The organism is Streptomyces sp. CNP082 (assembly GCF_059570535.1).
Window position 1 is genome coordinate 199,010 of sequence record NZ_JCANSZ010000007.1, and the last position, 24,078, is coordinate 223,087.

Below are 24,078 nucleotides of genomic sequence, written 5' to 3' on the forward strand. Positions count from 1 at the left end.
GTCAGCGCACCAGCAGCGCCACGATCCGCCAGTTCGTCGACTCCGGCCCGCTGATGCGCAGTTCCGTCACGCGGCCGGAGTCGCCGCCGTCGAGGACGAACTCCTCCCACTGGTACGCGCCGGCCGGGATCTGCGGGCCCGGTGCGAGCACCTCGGTGCCGTCCGCCTCGATGATGATCCCGGTGGTGGCGTACCCGTCGTCGCCGCGCAGCACGGCCACCGTGCTCCGGCCCGCCGGCAGCCGGAGCCGCAGCAGCGCCGCGGGCTGGTTGTTGACCATGTCGCGGCGCAGCACGTCCGGGGCGCTGCGGTCGCGGGACATGGGGGTCTCGGCCCCGCCCGCCCAGCCGTAGTCGGCGGTCTCCGCCCAGGAGGAGTCCGGGGTCAGCGCGCGGTAGGAGGGCGTGACCGGCGAGCCGGCCGGGCCGGCGTCGAGGGCGAGGGCGACGTCGTCGCCGTGCGGCACGGCGTACACGAGCGCCGGCTCGCCCGGCACCGTCCGCCCGTCCACCTCGGCCCGCGGCGCCAGTGCGTAGGTGTCCAGCCGGCCCGCGGGGGCGGCGACCGCGGCGGGCGGCGTGACCTCGACCTCGAGCACCGGGTCGGTGTCGAGGTCCACGACCTGCCGCACGGTCGTCGTGGCCCAGCCGTCGGGTGCCGCCAGCGACACCGTGACCTCCGCGACGGGATCGCCGCCGGGCTTCAGCGCACGGGTCAGCCGCACCCGTACGGCCTGCGGGCGCTGGGCGAACAGCGGCAGGTCGGCGGTGAGTTCCACCGCCGGGCGCTGCTCCCTGGCGATGTCCTCCTCCAGCGCCGTCAGGAACTCCGTCAGCCGGGCGGTCACCTCCGGCTGCCGCGCCGTCAGGTTCACCGACTCGCGCACGTCCGCGTCGAGGTCGTACAGCTCCGGCAGGTAGCGCTGGTCCGAGCCGCGCCGCCGCACGTGCAGCTTCCAGCGGCCGTCGCGTACGGCTGCGGCCCGCTCGCCGAGGAAGAACGGCACCGGCGGGCGCCCGTGCAGGCTGGCGCCGCGCAGCATCGTGGTGAGGTCGGTGCCGTCCAGCGCCACGTCCGGCTCCGGTTCGACACCGGCGAGGGAGCACACCGTCGGCAGCAGGTCGAGGAACGAGACCACGTCGTCCGACTCCCGGCCGCGCGGCACGGTGCCCGTCCAGCGGGCGATGAACGGCACCCGCACCCCGCCCTCGAAGACCTCGAACTTCCGGGACCGCAGCCCGCCCGACGAGCCCTCGAACCAGGGGCCGTTGTCGCCGGCGACGACGATCAGCGTCTCCCGGTCGAGACCGCGCTCGGCCAGCGCGTCGAAGAGGCGGCCGAGGTGGTGGTCGGCGGATTCGACGGCGTCGCCGTAGAGGCCGCCGCGGGAGTGGCCGTCGAAGTCGGGCTCCACGGCGAGCGGCAGGTGGGGCATGGTCTCGGCGAGGTAGATGAAGAAGGGCCGGTCGCCGGCGCGGTCGATGACGCCGATCGCCTCGTCGGTGAACCGCCGCGTCAGCGTCGCCAGGTCGGCGTCGTTGTGCAGGGTCTCCACGATCTGCTCGTCGCGCCAGACCTCGGTGGGGTACGTGTCCGCCGTGTACATGGCGTCCACGCCGAAGAAGGAGTCGAAGCCGTGCCGCGCCGGGTGGTGGGCGTCGAGCCGGCCGAGGTGCCACTTGCCGATCGCGGCGGTGACGTAGCCCGCGGTGCGCAGGTATTCGGGGAGGGTCCTCTCCGTCGTGCCCAGCCCGTGCGGGTCGTCCCGGCTCAGCACGTCCGGGATGCCGGTGCGCGGCGGTACGCGGCCGGTGAGCAGGGCGGCGCGCGACGGGCTGCAGGTGGGGGCGCCGCAGTAGCCCTGGGTGAAGCGGGTGCCCTGGCGGGCGAGCCCGTCCAGCCGCGGGGTGCGGATCAGCGGGTGGCCGTAGCAGCCGAGGTCGCCGTAGCCCAGGTCGTCCAGGAGGACCACGATGACGTTCGGTCCACGGCCCGGTGTCCGGGCGGGCCGGGCTGCCGCGGTCTGCAGGCGGGGCCCGCCGACCGGGGCCGATAACGCGCTCGCACCGAGCGTCACCGCGGATCCTGCGAGGACGTCACGACGGCTGACCAAGACGGACTCCCTTCGGATGCCGGTGCGTTGGGGGAGCCCGGCCGCTTGCCGCTGATACTCGAACTTTGACAGTTCAGCGTCAAATAAGGGAATATTACAAGCTTATGAAGGGGTGTGGGAGAGGGCTCCCGGGCGTACGGGGCCGCCCCCCGGCGACGCAGCCGCCCTCCGGCGACGCAGCCGCGTCAGTGCACCACCAGCGCCACGAGCGTCCACCTGTTGCCCCCGGTGCCGCTCAGCCCCAGCTCGATCGTCCGGCCGTCCTCCCCGCCGTCGAGGATGAACTCCTCCCACCGGTACGCCCCCGCCGGCAGCCGCGGGCCCGGCTCGATCACCGTCTCGCCGTCCGCCGCCACCGCGAAGCCGTGCGTGGCCCGCTTGTCGTTGCCGCGCAGCAGCGAGATCCGGCGCCGGCCCGCGGCCAGCCGCAGCCGCAGGACCGCCGGCGCGCGGTCGCGGACCATGCCGCGGCGCAGCGGATCGGGGCCTTTGTGGGCGCGGGACTGCGGCGGGGCGGAGACCCAGCCGAAGCCGGCGGCCCGGTCCCAGGCGGTGGCCGGGGTCAGGTGGCGGTACGAGGGCAGCGCCGGGTCGCCGTCCGGTCCTGCGTCGAGCGCGAGGGCCGCGTCGCGGCCGTGCGGTACGGCGTGCACCTGCACGTCGGCGCCCGTCACGGTCCGCCCGTCGAGGACCACCCGGGGCGCCAGCCGGTGGCCGCGCAGCCGCCCGGCGGGGGCGCCGGCCGAGGGCGGCGGGGTGACGTCGATCTCCACCACGGGGGAGTGGGAGAGGTCGACGGCCTTGCGCACGGTCGTCGCCGTCCAGCCGTCCGGCACCTCGACCGTCACCGCGGCTTCGGCCCGGCTGCCGCCGTCCGGCCGCAGCGCGCGCGACAGCCGTACCCGCAGGGTGTTGGCGCGGCCCGCGAACAGCAGGGGCCCCGCGGTGAGCGCCACCGGCGGGCGGCGCTCCGCGGCCACGTCCTCCTCCAGGCGGGCCAGGTACTTCTGCAGCCGCTCGGTGACCTCCGGACGGCGCGCGGCCAGGTTCGCCACCTCGCGGGGGTCGGCCTCCAGGTCGAACAGCTCGGGCAGGTAGCGCTGGTTTTGGCCGTACCGCCGCACGTGCAGCTTCCAGCGGCCGTCGCGTACCGCCGCGGCGCGCTTGCCGAGGAAGAACGGCACCGGCGGGCGTTCGCGCAGCCGCTCGCCGCGCAGCACCGCGCGCAGGTCGGTGCCGTCGAGCCGCACGGCGGGGTCGGGTGCCACGCCGGCGAGGCCGCAGAGCGTCGGCAGCACGTCGAGGAACGACACCACCTGGTGCGACTCCCGGCCGCGCGGCACGGTGCCCGTCCAGCGCATGAGGAACGGCACCCGCACCCCGCCCTCGTAGCAGCCGGACTTGCGCCCGCGCAGCCCACCCGTGGAGCCCTCGAACCAGGGGCCGTTGTCGCTGGCGACGATGACCAGGGTGTCCCGGTCGAGACCGCGCTCGGCCAGCGCGCGGAAGAGGCGGCCGAGGTGGTGGTCGACGGACTCGACGGCGTCGCCGTAGAGGCCGCCGCGGGAGCGGCCCTCGAACTCCGGCTCCACGGCGAGCGGCAGGTGCGGCATGGTCTCGGCGAGGTAGATGAAGAACGGCCGGTCGCCGGCGCGGTCCATGACGCCGATCGCCTCGTCGGTGAACCGGCGCGTCATGGTCGCCAGGTCGGCGTCGCTGTGCAGCGCCCCCACCGGGGCGTCATTGCGCCAGACCTCGGCGGGGTAGGAGTGCTCGGAGAACATCGCGTCCACGCCGAAGTACGAGTCGAAGCCGTGCCGCGACGGGTGGTTCTCGTCGAGCCGGCCGAGGTGCCACTTGCCGATGGCGGCCGTGTGGTAGCCCGCCTCGCGCAGATAGCCGGGGAGCGTCTTCTCCACGGCCCGCAGCCCCTTCGAGTCGTCCCGGCTGAGCACGTTGCGCACGCCGGTGCGCGGCGGTACGCGGCCGGTGAGCAGCGCGGCGCGCGACGGGCTGCAGGTGGGGGCGCCGCTGTAGCCCTGGGTGAAGCGGGTGCCCTGGCGGGCGAGCCGGTCCAGGTGCGGGGTGTCGATCAACGACGAGCCGTAGCAGCCGAGATCGCCGTAGCCCAGGTCGTCCAGGACGACCAGCACGACGTTCGGGCCGCGGCCCGGCGGCCGGGTCGGGTCGGGGTCGGCGACCGCCGCCCGCGCGTGGGGGGCGCCGGCGGACAGCGGTAAGGCGGTCGCACCGACCGCGACCGCGGAGGTGGCGAGGACTTCGCGACGGCTGGCCATGACGGCTCCCTTCGGGCGCCGGCGCGCTGGAAGGGACCGGCAGTCGTTGCCGCCGATCTTGCGTGACGACGGACCTTCCGTCAAATAAAGGCCCGTTAAAGGTTTATGAAAGCCCGTGGGTGGGAACTGCCGTGCGCCGTCGGGCGGGTCAGGAACCGAGCTGCTGGCGCAGGTACTTCGTCGTCTCCGGATCCGCGGGCAGCAGCGTCTCCAGCGCCAGCTCCGAAACCGTCACGTCCATGGGCGTGTTGAAGGTGGAGATGGTGGAGACGAACGACAGCAGATGCCCGTCGTGCGCGACCCGCAGCGGCAGCGCGAACGGGGCCCGCCCGCCGACCTCCTCGACCTCCTCGGTGCCCGCCTCCGGCGCGAGCGGATAGGCCGCCACCTCGTCGTACAGCTCCTTCAGCGCGGGCGAGCGCACCAGCGAGAGCTGGCGGTCCATCTGGTGCAGCAGGTGGGCGCGCCACTGCGGCAGGTTACGGATCTTCTTCGCCAGCCCGTCGGGGTGCAGCGTCAGCCGCATGGCGTTCAGCGGCGGGCGCAGCAGTTCCTCCGGCACCTCGTCGAGGACCAGCAGGATGCCGCGGTTGGCGGCCACCACGTTGTACGCCCCGTCCACCACCAGCGCCGGGAACGGCTCGTGCGCGGCGACGAGCTGTTCGACGCCCTGGCGCAGTTCGGCCATCGCCGGGTCGTCCAGCGGCGTCTCGGGGTAGTGCGGCGCGTAGCCGGCGGCGAGCAGCAGCGTGTTGCGTTCACGTACGGGCAGGTCCAGGTGCTCGGCGAGCTTGAGCACCATCGCCCGGCTCGGCCGGGACCGGCCGGTCTCCACGAAGCTGATGTGGCGCGCCGAGGAGTCCGCGCGCAGCGCCAGCTCCAACTGGCTCAGCCCGCGGCGCTCCCGCCAGCCGCGCAGCAGGGCGCCGGCGGAGTCGCCGGCGCGGGGCGTGTCGTCCGTGCGGGGGGTGCCGGGCAGGCCGGAGGTCGTCATGCTACGAACGTAACCGAGCGGCGCGTACTGTCGGCCGGGAACCCCCGCCGCGAAGGGAGCCCTCGCATGGCCGTCGAACCCCTTTCCCCCCAGGACACCGAGAACCGGCTGGCCAGGCTGCCGGACTGGTCGGTGGCCGAGGGCGAGCTGCTGTCGCGCACGTACCGCTTCGGCTCCCATCCGGCCGCCGCGGCGATGGTCGCGGACGTCTCCCGGATCCAGGAGGAGCTGGGCCATCACGCGACGCTCACCCTCGGCTACGACACCCTCGGCGTCGCCGTCAACACCCACAGCGTGGGCGGCCGGGTCACCGATCTCGACTTCGACCTCGCCCGCCGGATCGAGGCCGTCGCCCCCGCGCACGGCGCGATCTGACTCCCCGGCCCTCTCTCAGGCCGCGGTGAGCAGCCGCTCCCGCACCAGCGCGACCGCCGCCTCGGGCAGCCCGGCCTTGACCAGGTACGCCGCCGCGTCGAAGCCGGCGTGCGTGTCGGTGATGACCTGCGTGGCCGTACGCCCCGAGCGGGCCTGGATCCCGGCGATCTCCAGCGTCTGGTCCGGGTATCCCAGGGCGGCTGCGGCCCGCCGGTGGTTGGGCCCGCTGAGCAGGTAGTCGGCGGCGATGTCCGCCGCGGCCACCCCGGCGAGCGCCAGCAGGACGAACGAGGCGAAGCCGGTACGGTCCCGGCCGGCCGTGCAGTGCACCACGACGCCGCCCGGCGGCGCCGCGGCGACCTCGCGCACGACCGACACCGCCACCTTCGGGACGTACTCCAGATACGGGGCCCAGGTCAGCGGGGTCCCTTCGAGGTGGCCCCACTCCCGCCACCAGCGCACATTGCCCGCCAGCTCGTCCACGGGCACCCGCACAAGACCGATCTCCTCCGGGCGCGGCAGCCGCGGGCGGTGGTCGGTGTCGTTGCGCAGGTCGATCACGGTGCGTATGCCGTGGCCGGCGACGGCGGCCCAGCCCGCCTCGGTCAGCCCGTCCAGGTTGTCGGCGCGCACCAGCGCGCCGCGCCGGGTGCGGCGGCCACCGGCCGCGGGCAGGCCGCCGAGGTCGCGTACGTTGAAGCAGCCGTCCCAGTCGAGCTCACGTCCGGCCCGCGCAGCCATCTGACTCCCCCTCGATGATCGACTTCCGGTCGCCCCCTCAGACGCAGTTGCGGGTGCAACGGTTCCGAGCGGGACGACCGGCGCGCGGGAGTCAGTTCACGTCGTCGGGGTCGTCGCCGATGCGGTTGCCCGCGTCCAGGCCCGCGACCGCGGCCATGTCGGCGTCGTCCAGCTCGAAGCCGAAGACGTCGATGTTCTCCCGGATCCGCGACGGGGTGACGGACTTGGGGATGACCACATTGCCCAGTTGCAGATGCCAGCGCAGCGCGATCTGCGCGGGGCTGCGGCCGTGCTTGTCGCCCAGTTGCCGCAGCACGGGGTCGTCCAGCAGCCCCTTGCCCTGGCCCAGCGGCGACCACGCCTCGGTGGCGATGCCGTGCGCGGCGTGGAAGGCGCGCATGTCGGCCTGGGCGAAGTCCGGGTGCAGCTCGATCTGGTTCAGCGCGGGCGTGACGTTGCCCTCGTCCAGGAGGCGCTGGAGATGGGAGGGCTGGAAGTTGGAGACGCCGACGGCGCGGGCGCGCCCGTCCGCGTAGATCTTCTCCAGGGCCCGCCAGGTGTCCGGGTATGCGTCCCTGGCCGGCGCCGGCCAGTGGATCAGATACAGGTCGACGTGGTCCAGGCCCAGCCGGCGCAGCGACTCGTCGAACGCGCGCAGGGCGGCGTCGTAGCCCTGGTCGTCGTTCCACAGCTTGGTGGTGACGAACAGCTCCTCGCGCGGGATGCCGGACGCGGCCAGGGCCTTGCCCGTGCCCTCCTCGTTCCCGTATATGGCGGCGGTGTCGATGCTGCGGTAACCGGCGTCGAGCGCGGTGCGCACGGCGGTCTCCGCCTCCGCGTCGGGCACCTGCCACACACCGAAGCCGAGCTGCGGCATCGCGACGCCGTTGTTGAGGGTGATGGTCGGAACGTTGCTCACGTGGGATGTGTCTCTCTTTGTCGGTAGTCTGTCGAGAATCTCGTACAGGCTGTTCGCCCTCCCGACGCTAACCTCGATCACCCGCCGCGGCATTCCCTTGAACTCCATCCGGGACGGGCCTATGTCTGGTAGAGGGCCTCGACCTCGTTCGCGTACGCCTTCTCGATCGCCTTCCGCTTCAGCTTCAGCGACGGCGTCAGCAGCCCGTGCTCCTCGGTGAACTGCACGGCCAGGATCCGGAAGGTACGGATCGACTCGGGCGGCGACACGTGGGTGTTCGCCGCGACCACCGCCCGCCGGATCTCGGCCTCCAGCTCCCCGTCCCGGACCAGCTCGGACGGCGTCATCGACGGCCGGCCGCGCATGAGCTGCCAGTGCGAGACCCCGTCCGGGTCCAGGGTGACCAGCGCGGCGACGTACGGCCGGTCGTTGCCGACCGCCAGGCACTGCGAGACCAGCGGATGCGCCCGCACCCGCTCCTCCAGCGGCACCGGCGAGACGCTCTTGCCGTTCGACGTGACCAGCAGCTCCTTCTTCCGGCCGGTGATCGTCAGATAGCCGTCCTCGTCGAGGCTGCCCAGGTCGCCGGTGGCCAGCCAGCCGTCGCGCAGCGCGTGCGCGGCGCCGGGGCGGTCGCCGACGTAGCCGGAGAAGACCTGCGGGCCGTGCAGCCAGACCTCGCCGTCGGGGGCGAGGTAGACGGTGATGCCGGGGATGGGGATGCCGACCGTGCCGTAGCGGGGGCGCTCGGGCGGGTTGGCGACCGCGGCGGCGGTGGTCTCCGTCAGCCCGTAGCCCTCGATGACGGTGATGCCCGCGCCGGCGAAGAACAGCCCGAGCCGGCGCTGCATCGCCGAGCCGCCGGAGAAGACGTAGCGCGCCCGGCCGCCGAGCGCCGCGCGCAACTTGGCGTAGACCAGCCTGTCGAACACCTGGTGCTCAAGACGCAGCGCCGGACTCGGCCCGCGGCCGGTGTCGAAGGACCACTCCTCACGTGCCTGGGCGTGCCGGACGGCGACGTCGGCGGCCTTGTCGAAGACCGCGAGCCGGCCCTCGGCCTCGGCCTTGCGGCGGGCGGCGGCGTAGATCTTCTCGAAGATGTGCGGTACGGCCAGGATGAGGCTGGGCCGGAACGCCTTGAGGTCCGCGAGCAGCACCGGCGCCGAGGGGTCCGGCTGGTGGCCGAGCTTGACCCCGCCGCGGACGGCGGTGACCTGGATCATCCGGCCGAAGACATGGGCGAGGGGGAGGAAGAGCAGCGTGGCGGCGGGCTCGCCCTGGTGCGGGCGGAAGAGGGCCTCGTAGCGCAGCAGGATGTTGTCGGCCTCGGCCATGAAGTTGGCGTGGGTCAGCTCGCAGCCGCGGGGCAGACCTGTGGTGCCGGAGGTGTAGATCACGGTGGCGGGGGAGTCCGGGGTGACGGCGAGGCGGTGCCGCTCGACCACGTCGTCGTCGAGGTGCGCGCCGGCGGCGGTCAGCTCCTCGACGGCGCCCTCGTCGATCTGCCAGAGCATCGTGAGCCGGGGCAGCTTGTCGATCACCGAGCCGACGGTCATCGCGTGGTCCGCGTGCTCGACGACGCAGGCCACGGCGCCGGCGTCGTGGAGCATCCAGTACGCCTGGTCGGGGGCGGAGGTCGGGTAGACCGGCACGGCCTGGGCGCCGATCGACCAGAGCGCGAAGTCGAACTGGGTCCACTCGTAGCGGGTCCTGCACATGATCCCCACCCGGTCGCCGAAGCGCAGCCCCGCGGCCAGCAGCCCCTTGGCGAGGGCGCGCACCTCGTCGCGGAACTCCCCGATCGTCACGTCCCGCCAGTGGCCGTCGACCTTGCGGGCGAAGGCGATCTGCCCGGGGTCCTGCGCGGCCCGCTGGAAGACCGCGTCCGCCAGCCCCCCCGACTTCGGCGCGTCTGCCAGGGGAGGCACGGTGAACTCGCGCAACGCTTTTCTCTCCTCAGACGGTGGGGCGCCCGGCGCGGTGACGGTACCGGAGAAGCCCGCTGGTCTGCGGCTCTTCATCACCTCTGCACGGAACCTCTGCGAGGGGCGCACGTCCCGGCTCGTCGGGGGACGAGTGGTCGCTCCAGCATGGCGCGGCGCGCCGTGGTCCGGGGCGGGGACGGAGAAAGTGCACGCGCGGGAGGAGTGGCGCGGGAGGAGTGGCGCGGGAGGAGTGGCGCGGGAGGAGTGGCACGGGAGGAAGCGGGGCCCGGTCCGTACACCGCGGGCGGCGGTCTGGTACGAACCGGGCGCTGCGCGGCGGCGTCCCCTACAGCACACCCGCGTCCCGGGCGGTCCACAGCGACGGATACAGCGGCCGGAAGCCCAGCTCGTCGCGGATGCGGCGGGTGGAGACCACGCCGTGCCACGGATCGGCCACCGGGCGGTCCGCCATGCCCTCCGGGACCTCCGCGCCGACGAGCTGCAGCACCTCCACCGCGCTGACCGGCGCGTCGTCGGCGACGTTGTAGATCCGCCCGCCGGCGCCCGGGGCGCACAGCACCCGCCACAACGCCTGGGCCACGTCCGCGTGGTGCACCATCTGCAGCCGCTGGTGTGCCGCGAAGCTCAGCGTCCAGCGCAGCGCCTCCTCGATGTGCGGGTCCCCCTCGCCGTAGACGAACGCCAGCCGCGCGACGCGCACGTCCATGCCGCGCTCGCGGTGCAGCGCCAGCAGACCCCGCTCCGCCTCGGTCTTCGCCCGCGGGTACGCGCCCTGCAGCAGGCCGTCCGCCCGCGGCTCGTCGGTCTCCACCGCGGGCCGGCCGCGCCCGGCCCCGTAGACGAGGTTGGTGCTGGTGAAGACGAAGCGCTCCACGCCCTCCGCCGCGGCCTGCTCGCCCAGCGCCAGCGTCGCGTCCCGGTTGACCGCGTACGCCTCCTCGTCCGGCACGTCGCGGAACGCCGCCGCGACATGCACCACCGTCCGTGCCCCGGCCAGCGCCTTGCGCCGGTCGGCCGGTTCGCGCAGGTCGCCGACGACGACGTCCGCGCCGAGCCGGGCGAAGGGCGCGGCCCGCTCGGCGTCGCGCACCAGCAGCCGCACCCCGCCGCCGCCCGTCCACTGCAGCAGCCGCGGCACGAACCGCTGCCCGACCTTGCCCGTCGCTCCCGTCACCAGCACGCTCATGATCTCTCCGGTCCCGGGCCGCGGACGCGGCCCCTCGTCGCCGGGGTCCCGCGGGTGCGGCCCCTCGTCGCCGCCAGCCTGCGGCCGGGCCGCGCCGGGCGGGAGAGACGGATGTATCCGGGGACCGGCCGTCCCTGGCTGCGCGCCGGCGGGCGAGGCACGCTGGGGGCGTGGACAGAACCGAGCTGGCCGACTTCCTGCGGCGGTGCCGCGCGCGCCTCACCCCCGCGGACGTGGGCCTGCCGCAAGGCCCCCGGCGCCGCACACCGGGGCTGCGGCGCGAGGAGGTGGCGCAGCTCGCCGGCATGTCCACCGACCACTACACCCGCCTTGAGCAGGCGCGCGGCTCCCGCCCGTCGCGGCAGATGCTCGCGGCCGTCGCCCGCGGCCTCCGGCTGAGCGACGACGAGCGCGACCACCTCTTCCACCTCGCGGGCAAGGAGCCGCCCCGCGCCCGGGACGCCACCGAGCACGTGCGCCCCGGCCTGCTGCTGGTCCTGGACCGGCTCACCGACACCCCCGCCCAGGTCGTCAGCGACCGCGGCGACGTGCTGGCGCAGAACGCCATGTCGCGGGCGCTGAGCGGGGACGCCGCCGCCCGCCCCGGGGACGGGCGCAACCTCGTCTGGCGCTACTTCACCGAGCCGGACGCCCGCGAGTTCCTGCCGCCCGAGGACCGCGACCACGCCGCCCGCGCCACGGTCGCCGACCTGCGCGCCACCCTCGCCCGGCGGCCGGACGACGCCCGGGTGGCCGGTCTGGTCCGGCGGCTGCGGGCGCGCAGCGCGGAGTTCGCGGCGCTGTGGGAGGCGCACGACGTGGGGGTGCGGCGCCGGGACACCAAGCGGTTCGTCCACCCGGTGGTCGGGCTGCTGGAGCTGGACTGCGAGGTGCTGCTGAGCCCGGAGCACGACCAGCGTCTCGTGGTCTACACGGCGCGGCCGGGCAGCGAGTCGTACGAACGGCTGGAGCTGCTGCGGGTGGTGGGGCTGCAGCAGCTCACGGGCTGAGTACGCCCCGCTTCCGGGCGGACACGGGCGGGGCGTACTCGCGTACGAACTCCCGCCGCCACCAGGCGCCGGTGCGGCGCAGCTCGGCCCAGTCGGTGTACTCGTACCGGAACAGCCGGGCGCGTACGCTGCCGGGCGGGTCCGCCGGGAAGGGGTTGCGGCTCAGCAGCCGGAGCGTGTCGCGGTCGCCGTCGAGCAGCCGGTGCAGGAAGGTGCCGAACCACCGCTCCGCGTACGCGGGGGAGAGCGCGGCGAACCACATCAGCCAGTCGAGCCGCAGATGGTACGGCGCGAACTGCCGCGGCAGCCGCCGCAGATCACCGGGCTTGCCCTTGAACCCGTACTCCCGCCACTCGCTCGCCGCGGTCGGCCGCGTGTCCGCCGTGCCCTCGACGACGATCTCGTGCCGTACGCGGGTGATGCTGCCGAAGGCGCCGTAGGTGTTGACGAGGTGGAGGGAGTTGAACGAGGCGTTCATGCGCTGCCGCCGGGAGAGGAGGTTGCGGGCGGGCCACCAGCTCAGCACGAGCACGAGGGCGGTCGCGGCGAAGACGACGACGGTGAACCAGACCGGCGTGCCGCCGGACTCGGGCGGCCCGGGCAGCGGGGTGTGATCGGCGACGAGCCGCCCGTCGATCGCGGTGACGGCGATGACGATGGTGATCCAGTTGAGCCAGGCGAAGTTGCCGGAGAGCACCAGCCAGAGCTGGGTGACGACGATGGGGACGGCGGCCCAGGTGGCGACGGGCTGGGGGGTGAACAGCAGGACGGGCAGGACGAGCTGGGCGACGTGGTTGGCGGCGGTCTCGACGCGGTGGAGGGGCCGGGGCAGGTGGTGGAAGAACCAGCTCAGCGGCCCGGGCATCGGCTGTGTCTCGTGGTGGTAGTAGAGGCAGGTCAGATTCCGCCAGCACCGGTCGCCGCGCATCTTGATCAGCCCGGCCCCGAACTCGACCCGGAACAGCAGCCAGCGCAGCAGGAAGAGCACGAGCACCGGCGGCCCTACGGTGTCGTTGCCGAGGAAGACCGCGAGGAAGCCGGCCTCCAGCAGCAGCGACTCCCACCCGAACGAGTACCACGCCTGACCCACGTTGACGATCGACAGATACAGCGCCCACAACACCGCCCACAGCAGCATCGCCCCCCACAGCGGCACCGCATCCGCCGCCCCGGCGGCCACCGCGGCGGCGAGCACGGCACCGCCCCAGGCGACGGCGGCGAAGAGCCGGTCGGAGTAGCGCCACTGGAACAGGCTCGGCGCCTGCCAGAACGGCACCCGGTCGGTGAACCGCGGCACGGGAAGCATGCCGTGCGCGCCGATGAGCGGCCGGAACTGCCGCGCCGCGGCGACGAAGGCGACGACGTACAGCAGGGCGAGGCCACGCTGGAACACCAGCCGGCTCAGCCAGTACCCGTCCGCGGAAAACCAGTCCACGACGCCATGCGTACCACCGACTCCGCCGCGGTCACACCCCGCCGCGCCGCCGCGCCGCGGTCACGGCCGACGCGTTCGGCGTTCGCGTCCGCTCCGCCGCCGCGGCCCTGCCGGCGACCGTACGCGCACCGCCCGCCCCCTGTGTATCCGCTTTGTATCGGCGCCCCCTTCAATCACCGGGTCAGCGACGAAGGGGATAACCATGCGCAGACGTTTGCACCGACTGTTCGCCGCGGTGAGCGTGGCCGCCGCCGTGGCTGTCGCGATGCCGGCCGCCGTCGCGGCGCCCCAGGCCGGCACGTCGTCAGAGACGGCGACGCCCCTGGCCCGGCCCGGCTTCAGGATGCCGTTCATCTGCGGCCAGACCTGGCGCGGCAACAACTGGAACGGGCACAACCCGGCGCACTCCATCGACTGGAACCACTACGACGCCAACGGCAACCCCGACGACTTCGGCCGCCGCGTGCTCGCCAGCGCGGGCGGCACGGTCGTCGACTCGTACTACTCCACCGGCACCGGCTACGGCAACACCATCGTCATCGCCCACGGCGACGGCTGGCGGACCCGGTACGCGCACCTGAAGGAGCGCAGCGTCGGGGTCGGCGCGCACGTGAACCGCGGTCAGGTGATCGGCAAGGTCGGTGCCTCGTCCGCGACCTCCACCATCTCCCCCCACCTGCACTACGAGCAGATCCACAACGGCTCCGTCGTCGTCTCGGTCGTCCAGGGCATCACCTGGTACGACTACCTCGACCGGCGGCTGAAGAGCACGAACGGCTGCTGACGCGCCCACCTGGAGCGAATGCGGCCGGTTACCGCCGCATTCGCTCTACGCGCGTCATCCCTGGCCGGCGTGCAGCGACCGCAGCTTCGCGTGCACCACCTCGGCCCGGTCGTGCGCCTCCAGCCGCCGCCAGGTGGACAGGGAGTGGTGGAAGTAGTGCCGGGCGGTCTGCACCCGGCCCGTCGCGTGGTGCAGCTCACCGAGCAGGCAGGCGAGACTCGCCTCCGCGCGCCGGTCGCCCAACTGCCGCTGTACGGCGAGCGCGTCGGCCAGCAGTGCCGACGCCTCGCCCGCGTTGCCGCGGCGCAGGCACAGTTCGCCGATGCTCTCCTGCACGTAGGCGGCGCAGTGCGTGTCGGCGAGGTCGCCGAAGATGTCCAGGGCCCGCTCCAGCTCCGCCTGCGCCAGGTCCGCGTCGCCGCGCAGGTCGTGCAGCACGGCGATGCGGCGGCGTACCTGCGCCTCGCGGTGGCGGTCGCCGAGGTCCCGGGCCAGCTCCAGCGCCCCGTCCAGCCACGACGCCGCGGCCCGCGGATTCCCGCGCTCCAGCCATACGGAGGCGATCGCGTTGCGCGCGACCGCCTCGCCGTGCCGGTCGCCGGTCTCCCGGAACCCGCCCAGCGCGTCGGTGAACGTCGCCAGCGCGGCGTCGAGGTCGCCCAGGGTCCGGTGTACGGATCCCTCCCCGGCCGCCGCGACCGCCTCGCCGGCCCGGTGGCCGACCGCCCGGAAGACCGCGCGGGCCCAGACGAAGGAGTCGCGTGCGTCGGCGTAGCGGTCGCGGTAGAGGTGCAGTTGGCCGATGTTGCGGAGCAGCGCCGCGGCCCGCGCGTCCGACGGGGCCGGGATCGCGTCGAGCACCAGTTGGTGCGTGCGCAGCCAGTCGCCGTAGTAGCCGCGCAGGTCGAAGAAGCTCGCCAGCTCCAGCGCGAGGTCGGCGGCCTGCGTGACGCGGCCGAGCCGCAGCGCGGACTCCACCGTGGCGACGAGGACCCGGCGCTCGGTCTCGAACCACTCGACGGGCCTGGCCCGCACGGCCCGGGTGATCTCGGCGTCCGGCCCTTCCGCCCCGCCCGTATGCGCTGCCGCCGCCCCGAACACGCCGAGGAACCGCGTGGGCATCGCCGCGTTCGCGGCGCGCGCGAGTGCGGTCAGGGCGTCGACGATACGGAGCTGCTGCCGCCGGCGCACCGTGAACGTGTCGGCGTCGGCCAGCTCGCGCGCGTAGCAGCGCAGCAGGTCGTGCATGCGGTAGCGCGGCAGCCCGAGCCCGTCGGTCCCCACGGCCTCGATCAGGTGCCGGTCGGCCAGGGTGGCCAGCGCTTCGGCGGCGGCGCCGTCGCCGTGGGCAGCGGCGCCGCCGCCCATGGCGACGGCGACGAGCCAGCCGCCCACCGGCCCGGCCGGCAGCCGGCCGAAGGCCCGGAAGGCCGTGGCCGCGGCCTCCGGCAGGTGCCGGTAGCTCAGCTCCGCGCTCGCCCGCACCTCCAGCTCGCCCGCCTGCAACTGGTCGAGCCGCCCGCGCTCGTCCTGCAGCAGGTCGGCCAGTGTCGCCGCGGTCCAGGACTGCCGGCTCGCCAGCCGCGACCCGGCGATCCGTACGGCCAGCGGCAGCGAGCCGCACCCGGCGAGCACCCGGTCCGCGCCGGCCGCGTCGGTGACCAGCCGGTCCGGTCCGGCGACCGTGCCGAGCAGGGCGCGGGCCTCGTCCTGCTTCAGCCCGCCGAGCGAGAAGTGGTGCGCCGGCAGGTCGGGCATCCGCCGGCGGGAGCTGACGAGCACCGCCGAGCCTCCGGTGCCGGGCAGCAGGGGGCGTACCTGGGCGCCGTCGGCCGCGTCGTCAAGCACGACGAGGAAGCGCCGCTGCGCCAGGCGCGAGCGGAGCAGCGCGGCCCGTTCGCTCTGCTCGGCGGGGATGGTGCTGTCGACGACACCGAGGCCGCGCAGCATCTCGGCCAGCACGTCGGTGGGGTCGCGCGGCCGGTCGCTCAGCCCGCCGAGGTCGACGAAGAGCTGGCCGTCGGGGAACGCCGCCCGGGCCCGGTGCGCCACATGCACGGTCAGCGCGGACTTTCCCGACCCCGGCGGCCCCGACATCGCCACGACGACCGGCCGCCGGTCGGCCGCCGACAGCAGCTTCTCCAGCGCGGCGATCTCCGCCGTCCGGCCGGTGAAGTCCGGTACGTCCATGGGTAACTGGCACACGGCAATCGGGGTCCCCCCGCCAGTGAGGGCGTAGCCGGTGGGGGAGGCCGCCACCGCGCGGCTCCGCCCGGCGTACCCGTTGACCTCCTCGCCGACGGCCCGCAGCGGCCGGCTCGGCTCGGTGCCGAGTTCGGCGGCGAGGATGTGCTCGGCGTCGGCGTAGGCGGAGCGCGCCTCGCTCGTACGGCCCGAGTCGTGCAGCGCGCGTACGAGCATCCGCCACAGGTCCTCCCGCAGCGGATCCTCGGTGAGCCGGGCGCGCAGCTCAGCGAGGAGCAGCGCGTAGTCCCGCAGCCGCAGCCGGACCCCGAGGCACTCGTCGACCGCGGTCGCCCGCAGCTCCTCCAGCCTGGTGACGCCGGGATCCCAGACCACGCTGGCCGGTACGTCCTGCAGCACGCCGCCGCGCCAGAGGCCGAGCGCCGTCTCGTACTCGTGCAGCGCTGCGACGTCGTCACCCCGGTCGCGGGCCGCGCGGGCCCGGTCCAGGCGCCGCTCGAAGAGCAGCATGTCGACGTCGTCGGGCGCGACGTCGAAGGCGTAGCCGGACGGCTCCGTCCGCAGCCCCGCGGCGGAGATCCCCGCGGCGGACAGCGCCCGGCGCAGATTGCGCACGTACGTACGCACGTTGGCCACGGCCGACGGGGGCGCCCCGCCCGGCCACAGCACCTCCGTGAGCACGTCCACGGAGACGAAGCGGCCGGGCTGCAGCAGCAGCGTGGCGAGCGCCGCCCGCGGCTTCGGCCCCCCGATCCGGACCGGGACACCTCCCGCCCACACACGCAGCGGCCCCAGGAGTCCGAACGTCGGCTCCCTCATCCACGTACCTCCGTGTCGGCGGCCTGTCCTCGGCGCCGCGCTTCCCCGGAACCGGAAGGTGCGTAGCCGACGGCCTCGACAGTCATGGACATGACCCAGCGTGTCAACCCCGCCCCAGCTCACCGGCAGGAGCGCCGGTCGCCGCGGGCGGCCGGGGCAGCGGGGACGGGACTGTCGGTGGCGGACGGCATAATCCCCACCGCCCTGATCACCGACCTGCCGGAGGGTTCTGTTGTCCTCGCTGCATGACTTCGCCACCTGGGAGCCCCTGTTGCGGCTCCTGCGGACCGCCCATGCGGAGACCCTCGCGGTGCCGGGCGGCTACGTGGCGGGGAGTATCGGGCAGGGCTCGTGGAGCGTGCCTGTGCCACAGCGGGTCCCGCAGCTGGGACGCGCGCTGCTGGTGTCGGACATGCAGGAGGAGTTCGACGCGGTCGGCCGGGTACAGAGTGCGCTGACAGCGGCGGGGGTGTCCCACGTCGCGTTCACCGCGGAGATCCCGCCGAGCGGGAAGGCTGTGCTGCATCTGTTCGACCCCAGCCCCGCCGCGGATCCCGGCCTCGGGAACGCTCACCCGGGGGCGCTGCTCCTGGTCGAGGGGGCGCTGCCCGAGCCGTGGCGCCGCCTGCCCGAGGCCGTGCCCGGGGCGCGGCGGGCTCCGTCTGTGGATCTGGCGCTGCTGGAACGGACGTTGCGCGAGCGGATACCCGGGGCGATCGGCGCCACCGAGGCGGAGATCGCCGCGACGGAGGCCCGGCTGGGAGTGGCTCTGCCCGAGGAGGTCAAGGTGCTCTACGGAGTGACTCGGGCACGGTGGACGGACTGGGGTGAGGGCTACGAGGCGGCGCAGCGTGTCTTCGACGCGGTCGGCTTCGAGCTGGACTCCCTGGACAAGGTGTCCATCGCCGGCAGAACGTGCCGTTCGTTCCGCTGGGAGCATGCGGCGCTGGAGGCGGCTGTCACCGGGCCGGACGCCGCCGTGCAGGACCTGGTCGGCTCGCCCGGATGGATCGTCATCGGCGACACCGGCGGCGGGGATCAGGTCGCCGTCGACCTGACGCCGGGTCCGCGCGGCCACACCGGGCAGATCATCGTGCTCGACCATGAACAGAGCGTCGGCGCCGGGTTGTTCGCCGAGTCCCTCACCGACCTGGTCCAGGATCCGGAACGGGACTGGTACGCCGGGCATCAACGCGGCCTTCCCCAGGTGGCGATGGTCAACCACGTGAGCGTCAGGAGCGTGGCGGCCGCGGCCCACCCCGAACTGGAAGTGCTGAGCCTCGGCGTCTGGAACGGCGAGCCGCTCAGCCTTGCGCCCGTTGCCGGGCTGCCCCGCCTGCGTACCCTCTCCTGCTACCCCGGGACGCTCGCCGACCCCCTGGAGATCGTCGGGCTGACGGGGCTGGAGTTCCTGGAACTTGCGCCGGAGGACTGGCGCGTCCTGCTCGACGCCGATGCCGTCCCGCGCAGCCTGTCGGCCGCCGCAGTCAAGGCGTACGGCGACCGGGATCCGCGGGCGATCGTCGCCCTGGCGAACGAGATCCTCGCCCTCTGGGACCGCCCCCCGATCCCCGGGACCATGGTCCACGGCGACCTCGGCCCCCTGCCGTAGCGATCGTCACCGAAGTGCTGAGTGCTTCAGCCGGCGGGACGGCCGGGCGGACGGCCCGGCCGGACCGGCTACGCCCCCCGGTCGACCGGCAGCCCGAACGACGGGAACAGGTCCGGGCGGTGGAACGCCAGGATCGCCGCGATGCCCCCTGCCGTCAGCGTCAGCACCTGTACGTACCGCGCGTGGAACACCCCGTCTTCTCCCCGGGTGTACATCGCGAACGCGGGCTGGCCGTTCGCCGACGTCTCCACCATCGTCCGCATCTCCGCGCCGGGCAGCAGCTTCGCCGCCAGCAGCCGCAGTACGTCCTCGCGGCCCAGGAACCACGTCGGCCGCGGCGGCATCTCCCACCGGACGTCCCGGGTCAGCAGGCCCTCCAGCGCGGTCAGGTCCGCCTGCTCGAACGCCTTGGCGTACTGGTCGAGCAGCGCCCGCCGCGCGGGCGCGGCCGGTTCGCTCAACTGGTCTTCCGCGGGTGCCACCTTGGCCAGCTCGGCGCGTGCCCGCTGGAGCGAGCTGTTGACGGCCGCGGTCGTCGTCTCGAACAGCTCGGCCACCTCCGCCGCCGGCCAGGCGAGCACGTCCCGGAGGATCAGTACCGCGCGCTGGCGCGGAGGCAGGTGCTGCAGCGCGGCGACCAGCGCCAGCCGCAGACTCTGCCGGGTCCCCACCACCTGCGCCGGGTCGGAGCTCAGCAGGTGGTCGGGGAAGGGTTCGAGCCAGGCCGTCGCCAGCTCCGGCGGGGCGAGGGCGTCCGGGTCGGTGCCGGGGGCGCCCAGCGCCGAGGGCACCAGGCGGCGGCTGCTGTGCCGCAGGGCGTTCAGGCTGAGCCGGGTGGCGATCCGGTAGAGCCACGTCCTGACCGAGGAGCGCCGCTCGAAGTCCGCGAAGCCCTTCCAGGCGCGCAGGTACGTCTCCTGCACCACGTCCTCCGCGTCGTGCAGCGACCCGAGCATGCGGTAGCAGTGCGCGACCAACTCGCCCCGGTACCGGGCGAACTCGCTCTCCAGGTTCATCGCAGCTCCTCCGCCACCACCGGCCGGGCGCCCGCACGCGCGGCACCGGTGATCGAGGCCGGGCGCGGCATCCAGCGCTGCGCGGCGGTCGTCCGCTCCTTGCTGCTCACGAGAGATCCTCCAGAAAGTCGCCGTCACTGGTACTGACAGCGGCGAGGGCTTCATGTCATCGCGGCGATGAGCCGCGGGCGTCCGCGTTGTCTGTATCAGTGACAGCCGGCCGGCCGAGGGCCGTGGGCGGCGAACCGATCGAGGAGAGCCCGATGAGCACAGCAGTGATCCGCTACCAGACCAAGCCGGAGTGCGCTGAGGAGAACCAGCGCCTGATCGAGGGCGTCTTCGCCGAGCTGGCGGGTGCGGCGCCGGCCGGGTTGCGGTACAGCAGCTTCCGGCTCGCGGACGGGGTCACCTTCGTCCACGTCGTGGCCGGCGAAGGGCTGCCCGGACTGGCCTCCTTCCAGGAGTTCCAGCGCGAGCTGGGTGACCGGCTGGCCGGCGGCGTCACCCGCGAGGACGCCGCGTTGCTCGGCTCGTACGCCGGGGCGGTGGGCGCGGGGGCGGTGGACGCCGGGCTGGCGGTGGACGCCGGCTGACGGCGGGCCCGCGGCGGGGGGTGGGGCCGGCGGCGGGGGTGGGGGGCCGGCGCCCGTAGCCGCCGGTCTTGGCGAGGCCGTACCGGAGCCGGCCCGGCAGGCGCCGCCCGCCGGGCCGGACAGCCATCCCGGCCCCGCGGGCGGCCGGGTCAGGACTGCCGCGGCATGCGGGCCAGTTGGCGGGACTGGGCCACCAGGCGGTCCTCCGAGTCCCAGATCTCCGCGTCCTCCTCCATCAAGCCGCCCGCGACGTTGCGCGTCGTGTGGATCAACCGCAGCCACCCCGGCGCCGGGGTGGCGCGGACGTGGGCGGTGAGTTCCAGCGTCGGGGCCCAGCCGGGCAGGCCCAGGTCGAAGGTCACCGGGGGGAGGAGGTCGACCGCCGTCAGGAGCAGCAGGGGGTCCGGGTCGCGGACCTCGGGGAGCCGGAACCAGCCCTTCATCTCGCCCTTCCCGGACGGGGCGCCGACCGCCCAGCCCACGCATGACGGGTCCAGCCGGACGTCGGCGCGGCTGAGCATCGGGGACTCCGCGCGGAACTCCGGCGGCGCCGCTTCGCTGCCTATGCACTGCTCCACCGGCGCGAGCGCGGGCGGCTTCGCGGAGGTCCTGACGTCGTCGGGCTGGCCGGCGAGGGCGCCGTACGCCGCCAGGACGCGCAGCCGGGGCACCGGGGCGGCGGCCGGATCCTCCTGCTGGAGCAGCTCCGCGCCGCCGTGGGAGACGGAGTTGCCCCGGCGGATGGTCTCGGTGCGGACCACCGCAGGGCCCGCGGTGGCGGTGGAGAGGTAGTACGCGGAGACGGACAGCGGGTCCGGGTGGCCGGCGTGGCCGTCGCGGGGGGCGCCGAGTGCGGCGGACAGCGCGCGGGCGGCCACCGTCAGCAGCACGCCGCCGTTGATGCCCTGGCCGATCTTCCACGCGCCGGGCAGGTCCGTGTCGTACGCACCGGGCTCGCCAATGCGCGCGTGGACGGCGGTCTCCTGGTCGAAGTCCGGGGGAGGGGTGGTGGTCATGGCGTGGTTCGCTTTCGTCGTGCGGTGGGTGGGCCGATCTCGAACGCCTCGCAGAGGCTGTCGAGAACGTCGTCGATGGTCGCCGCGCCGGTGGCCAGCGGCAGGGAGCCCCAGGACCACAGCTCGGCGGTGCCGTGCAGAGCCGACCACAGGGCGCCGGTGAGCAGCCGCGGGTCGGCGTCGGCCCGCCAGCCCTCGGCCTGCCGCGCCTCGACGAGGCGGACGAGGTTCTCGAAGCCGCCGAGCGAGGCGCGGCCCAGCTCGCGGTCGTGCTGGTCGAGCAGGTCGCGGCGGAACATCAGCGCGAACATCTCGGGCCGGGCCACGGCGTACTCCACGTACGCGCCCGCGCCCGTGCGCAGCCGCAGCGCCGGGCTCGCGTCCGGCGGCAGCTTCGCCAGCGCCTCGCCGGCCCAGTCCCGCAGCTCGTGGAATCCCTGGGTGGCCACGGCCGACAGCAGCGCCGCGCGGTGCGGGAAGTGCTTGAGCGGGGCGCCGTGCGAGACGCCGCAGCGCCGGGCGATGGCGCGCAGGGTCAGGGCGTCGACGCCTCGCTCGTCGAGCAGTTCGAGCGCGGCCTGGAGCAGGCGGGCGCGGGTGTCCGCGGGCATGGTGGACAGTGTCTACCACGAGGTGGACACTGTCCACCTCCGTCCGGGCAGCCGCCGGGCGTCAGCCGAGCGGCCGGGCGTCAGCCGAGCGCGATCCGGTGTTCGCCCGCGTACACGTTCATGGTGTCGCCCCGCAGGAACCCGACCAGCGTCATCCCCGTCTCGGCGGCGAGGTCGACGGCCAGGGAAGAGGGCGCGGAGACCGCGGCCAGGACCGGGATGCCGGCCATCGCCGCCTTCTGTGCCAGTTCGAAGGAGGCGCGGCCGGAGACCATCAGCACGGTGTCGGACAGCGGCAGCCGGTCTTGTTGCAGGGCGCGGCCGACGAGCTTGTCGACGGCGTTGTGGCGGCCCACGTCCTCGCGCAGGTCGATCAAATCCCCGGCGGGCGTGAACAGGGCGGCGGCGTGCAGGCCGCCGGTGCGGTCGAAGACCCGCTGCCCGGCCCGTAGCCGCTCAGGCAGCGCAGCCAGTACATCGGGGGTGAGCTGGAAGTCGCCGTCGGCGATCGGCCAGCGGGTCGTCGTGCGGACCGCGTCCAGGCTCGCCTTCCCGCACAGCCCGCACGACGACGTCGTGTAGACGTGCCGCTCCAGCGTGACCTCCGGCACCGCCACTCCCGCGGCCGGCCGCACGTCGACGACGTTGTACGAGTTCCCGCCCTCGCCGTCGACCGCTCCCGCGCAGTACGTGATCCCGGCCAGCTCCCCGCCCTGCGCCAGCACGCCCTCGCTGACCAGGAACCCCGCCGCCAGCGCGAAGTCGTCCCCCGGCGTGCGCATCGTGACCGCCAGCGCCCGGCCGCCCAGCCGGATCTCCAGCGGCTCCTCCGCCGCCAGCGTGTCCGCCCGCCGGTCCACCCGGCCTCCGCGCACCCGCACCACCGGACGCCGCACCGTCACCCGACCCATCCGGTCAGCGTACGCCGCCGACTGTGCCGCCGACTGTGAGGCATCTTTGTCCTGGAGGTGGAGAAAGTAGATACCGATTCCTGCAGAACTTCTTCCCTCGGTGGCCGAGCACTGCTAGGTTCCCCGTGGAAAGTGGAAAACCGACGACGGCGTACGAGAAACGACGTACACGAGGCCGGGAGGGGTGACGTGCGGCGTATGACAGCTCGGCCCGCGAACGCGCATCAGGCGCGACTGCTCCGCCTGTTGCGTGACGGCGGCCCGAACTCCCGGGCGCAGCTCGGCGACCAGGTGGAACTGTCCCGCTCTAAGCTGGCGGTCGAGATCGACCGGCTGCTGCAGACCGGGCTCGTGGTCGCCGACGGCCTCGCCGCCTCCCGGGGCGGACGCAGGTCGCACAACATCCGCCTCGCGCCCTCGCTGCGTTTCCTCGGCGTCGACATCGGCGCCACCTCCATCGACGTGGCGGTCACCAACGCCGAGTTGGAGGTGCTCGGCCATCTGACCCAGCCCATGGACGTGCGCGAGGGCCCGGTCGCGGTCTTCGAGCAGGTGCTGGCGATGGCGGCCAAACTGCGCGCCTCCGGGGTCGCGGAGGGCTTCGACGGCGCCGGCATCGGCGTCCCGGGCCCCGTCCGCTTCCCCGAGGGCGTGCCGGTCGCGCCGCCGATCATGCCCGGCTGGGACGGGTTCCCGGTCCGCGAGGCACTCAGCCAGGAACTGGGCTGCCCGGTCATGGTCGACAACGACGTGAACATCATGGCCCAGGGCGAGCAGCACGCCGGCGTCGCCCGGGCCGTACGCGACTTCCTCTACGTCAAGATCGGCACCGGCATCGGCTGCGGCATCCTCGTCGGCGGCGAGGTCTACCGCGGTACGAACGGCAGCGCCGGCGACATCGGCCACATCCAGGTGGAGGTGGACGGGCGCCCGTGCGCCTGCGGCAACCGCGGCTGCCTGGAGGCGTACTTCGGCGGCTCGGCCCTCGCCAGGGACGCCGAGAACGCCGCCCGGGAGGGCCGCTCCGCACAGTTGGCCGCCAGGCTGGCGGAGGGCGGCGAACTGGAGGCCAAGGACGTCGCCGTGGCGGCGACGGCCGGCGACGCCGTCGCGCTGGACCTCATCCGCGAGGGCGGCACCCGTACCGGCCAGGTCATCGCGGGCCTGGTCAGCTTCTTCAACCCGGGACTCGTGGTCATCGGCGGCGGGGTGACCGGCCTCGGCCACACGCTGCTCGCCGCCATCCGCACCCAGGTCTACCGCCAGTCACTGCCCCTGGCGACCGGCAACCTGCCCATCGTGCTCGGCGAACTCGGCCCCACCGCGGGCGTGATCGGCGCCGCGCGGCTCACCAGCGACCACCTGTTCTCGCCCGCCTGACACCGGGCGCGGACACCAGCGCACCACCCGTACGGCCCGCACCACCCAGGTCCGGCCACGCACCGCCCGCGCACCACCCCGTACGACCCGCGCACCACCACAGCACCAGCGGCAT

19 protein-coding genes are annotated in these 24,078 nt (G+C 74.2%); 6 read left to right on the forward strand and 13 right to left on the reverse strand.

What is annotated here, in order from left to right; translation table 11 throughout:
- Position 1: 1 nt before the first annotated feature.
- The 3 genes from B124_RS09220 to B124_RS09230 all read right to left on the reverse strand — a co-directional run bounded on the left by B124_RS09220 (position 2) and on the right by B124_RS09230 (position 5,404).
- Entirely contained in the window at positions 2 to 1,972 is a 1,971-nt protein-coding gene (locus B124_RS09220) for a sulfatase family protein (protein WP_496502210.1), read from the reverse strand.
- 326 nt (positions 1,973 to 2,298) lie between these two features.
- Positions 2,299 to 4,410, reverse strand: coding sequence for a sulfatase family protein (locus B124_RS09225; RefSeq protein ID WP_496502211.1), 2,112 nt, complete (start codon positions 4,408 to 4,410; stop codon positions 2,299 to 2,301).
- Between the two features lie 148 nt (positions 4,411 to 4,558).
- On the reverse strand, positions 4,559 to 5,404 hold the full coding sequence (locus B124_RS09230; RefSeq protein ID WP_496502212.1) for a helix-turn-helix domain-containing protein: 846 nt from the start codon (positions 5,402 to 5,404) through the stop codon (positions 4,559 to 4,561).
- 66 nt (positions 5,405 to 5,470) lie between these two features.
- Between B124_RS09230 and B124_RS09235 the strand changes: the two genes are divergently transcribed.
- Positions 5,471 to 5,779, forward strand: coding sequence for a 4a-hydroxytetrahydrobiopterin dehydratase (locus tag B124_RS09235; RefSeq protein ID WP_496502213.1), 309 nt, complete (start codon positions 5,471 to 5,473; stop codon positions 5,777 to 5,779).
- 15 nt (positions 5,780 to 5,794) lie between these two features.
- Here B124_RS09235 and B124_RS09240 read toward each other — a convergent pair whose 3' ends face one another.
- From B124_RS09240 to B124_RS09255, 4 genes are all read right to left on the reverse strand, one after another.
- Entirely contained in the window at positions 5,795 to 6,520 is a 726-nt protein-coding gene (locus B124_RS09240) for a tyrosine-protein phosphatase (protein WP_496502214.1), read from the reverse strand.
- Between the two features lie 91 nt (positions 6,521 to 6,611).
- A complete protein-coding gene (locus B124_RS09245) occupies positions 6,612 to 7,439 on the reverse strand; it encodes an aldo/keto reductase (protein ID WP_496502215.1) in 828 nt (275 codons plus the stop codon).
- A gap of 119 nt (positions 7,440 to 7,558) precedes the next feature.
- The gene (locus B124_RS09250) at positions 7,559 to 9,382 is read right to left on the reverse strand and encodes an AMP-dependent synthetase/ligase (RefSeq protein ID WP_496502216.1); all 1,824 of its coding nucleotides are present in this window, start codon (positions 9,380 to 9,382) and stop codon (positions 7,559 to 7,561) included.
- 328 nt (positions 9,383 to 9,710) lie between these two features.
- Positions 9,711 to 10,571 carry an NAD-dependent epimerase/dehydratase family protein gene (locus tag B124_RS09255; protein ID WP_496502217.1) on the reverse strand — a complete coding sequence of 287 codons (861 nt, stop codon included), beginning with the start codon at positions 10,569 to 10,571 and terminating at the stop codon, positions 9,711 to 9,713.
- 170 nt (positions 10,572 to 10,741) lie between these two features.
- Here B124_RS09255 and B124_RS09260 point away from each other — a divergent pair, with 170 nt between their 5' ends.
- A complete protein-coding gene (locus B124_RS09260; protein ID WP_496502218.1) occupies positions 10,742 to 11,581 on the forward strand; it encodes a helix-turn-helix transcriptional regulator in 840 nt (279 codons plus the stop codon).
- On the opposite strand, the gene B124_RS09265 is transcribed toward B124_RS09260, so the two are convergent.
- Positions 11,571 to 13,016 carry a lipase maturation factor family protein gene (locus B124_RS09265; RefSeq protein ID WP_496502219.1) on the reverse strand — a complete coding sequence of 482 codons (1,446 nt, stop codon included), beginning with the start codon at positions 13,014 to 13,016 and terminating at the stop codon, positions 11,571 to 11,573. The two genes, B124_RS09260 and B124_RS09265, sit on opposite strands and share 11 nt — an antisense overlap.
- Positions 13,017 to 13,218: 202 nt before the next feature.
- Between B124_RS09265 and B124_RS09270 the strand changes: the two genes are divergently transcribed.
- Positions 13,219 to 13,800, forward strand: coding sequence for a M23 family metallopeptidase (locus tag B124_RS09270; RefSeq protein WP_496502220.1), 582 nt, complete (start codon positions 13,219 to 13,221; stop codon positions 13,798 to 13,800).
- Between the two features lie 54 nt (positions 13,801 to 13,854).
- Here B124_RS09270 and B124_RS09275 read toward each other — a convergent pair whose 3' ends face one another.
- Positions 13,855 to 16,824, reverse strand: a complete 2,970-nt coding sequence (locus tag B124_RS09275) for an AfsR/SARP family transcriptional regulator (RefSeq protein ID WP_496502221.1) — start codon at positions 16,822 to 16,824, stop codon at positions 13,855 to 13,857.
- A 232-nt stretch (positions 16,825 to 17,056) separates the two neighbouring features.
- Between B124_RS09275 and B124_RS09280 the strand changes: the two genes are divergently transcribed.
- Positions 17,057 to 18,436, forward strand: a complete 1,380-nt coding sequence (locus tag B124_RS09280) for an SMI1/KNR4 family protein (protein WP_496502222.1) — start codon at positions 17,057 to 17,059, stop codon at positions 18,434 to 18,436.
- Between the two features lie 68 nt (positions 18,437 to 18,504).
- On the opposite strand, the gene B124_RS09285 is transcribed toward B124_RS09280, so the two are convergent.
- Positions 18,505 to 19,452, reverse strand: coding sequence for a sigma-70 family RNA polymerase sigma factor (locus tag B124_RS09285; RefSeq protein ID WP_496502223.1), 948 nt, complete (start codon positions 19,450 to 19,452; stop codon positions 18,505 to 18,507).
- A gap of 263 nt (positions 19,453 to 19,715) precedes the next feature.
- Between B124_RS09285 and B124_RS09290 the strand changes: the two genes are divergently transcribed.
- A complete protein-coding gene (locus B124_RS09290; protein WP_496502224.1) occupies positions 19,716 to 20,045 on the forward strand; it encodes a hypothetical protein in 330 nt (109 codons plus the stop codon).
- Between the two features lie 149 nt (positions 20,046 to 20,194).
- Here B124_RS09290 and B124_RS09295 read toward each other — a convergent pair whose 3' ends face one another.
- From B124_RS09295 to fdhD, 3 genes are all read right to left on the reverse strand, one after another.
- A complete protein-coding gene (locus B124_RS09295) occupies positions 20,195 to 21,061 on the reverse strand; it encodes a thioesterase family protein (protein ID WP_496502225.1) in 867 nt (288 codons plus the stop codon).
- Positions 21,058 to 21,672 (reverse strand): TetR/AcrR family transcriptional regulator, encoded by a 615-nt coding sequence (locus tag B124_RS09300; RefSeq protein ID WP_496502226.1) that lies wholly within the window; start codon positions 21,670 to 21,672, stop codon positions 21,058 to 21,060. Before B124_RS09300 ends, B124_RS09295 begins: the two co-directional genes overlap by 4 nt.
- A gap of 80 nt (positions 21,673 to 21,752) precedes the next feature.
- A complete protein-coding gene (gene fdhD / locus B124_RS09305; protein ID WP_496502227.1) occupies positions 21,753 to 22,583 on the reverse strand; it encodes a formate dehydrogenase accessory sulfurtransferase FdhD in 831 nt (276 codons plus the stop codon).
- A gap of 198 nt (positions 22,584 to 22,781) precedes the next feature.
- Here fdhD and B124_RS09310 point away from each other — a divergent pair, with 198 nt between their 5' ends.
- The gene (locus tag B124_RS09310; protein WP_496502228.1) at positions 22,782 to 23,963 is read left to right on the forward strand and encodes an ROK family transcriptional regulator; all 1,182 of its coding nucleotides are present in this window, start codon (positions 22,782 to 22,784) and stop codon (positions 23,961 to 23,963) included.
- Positions 23,964 to 24,078: the final 115 nt, after the last annotated feature.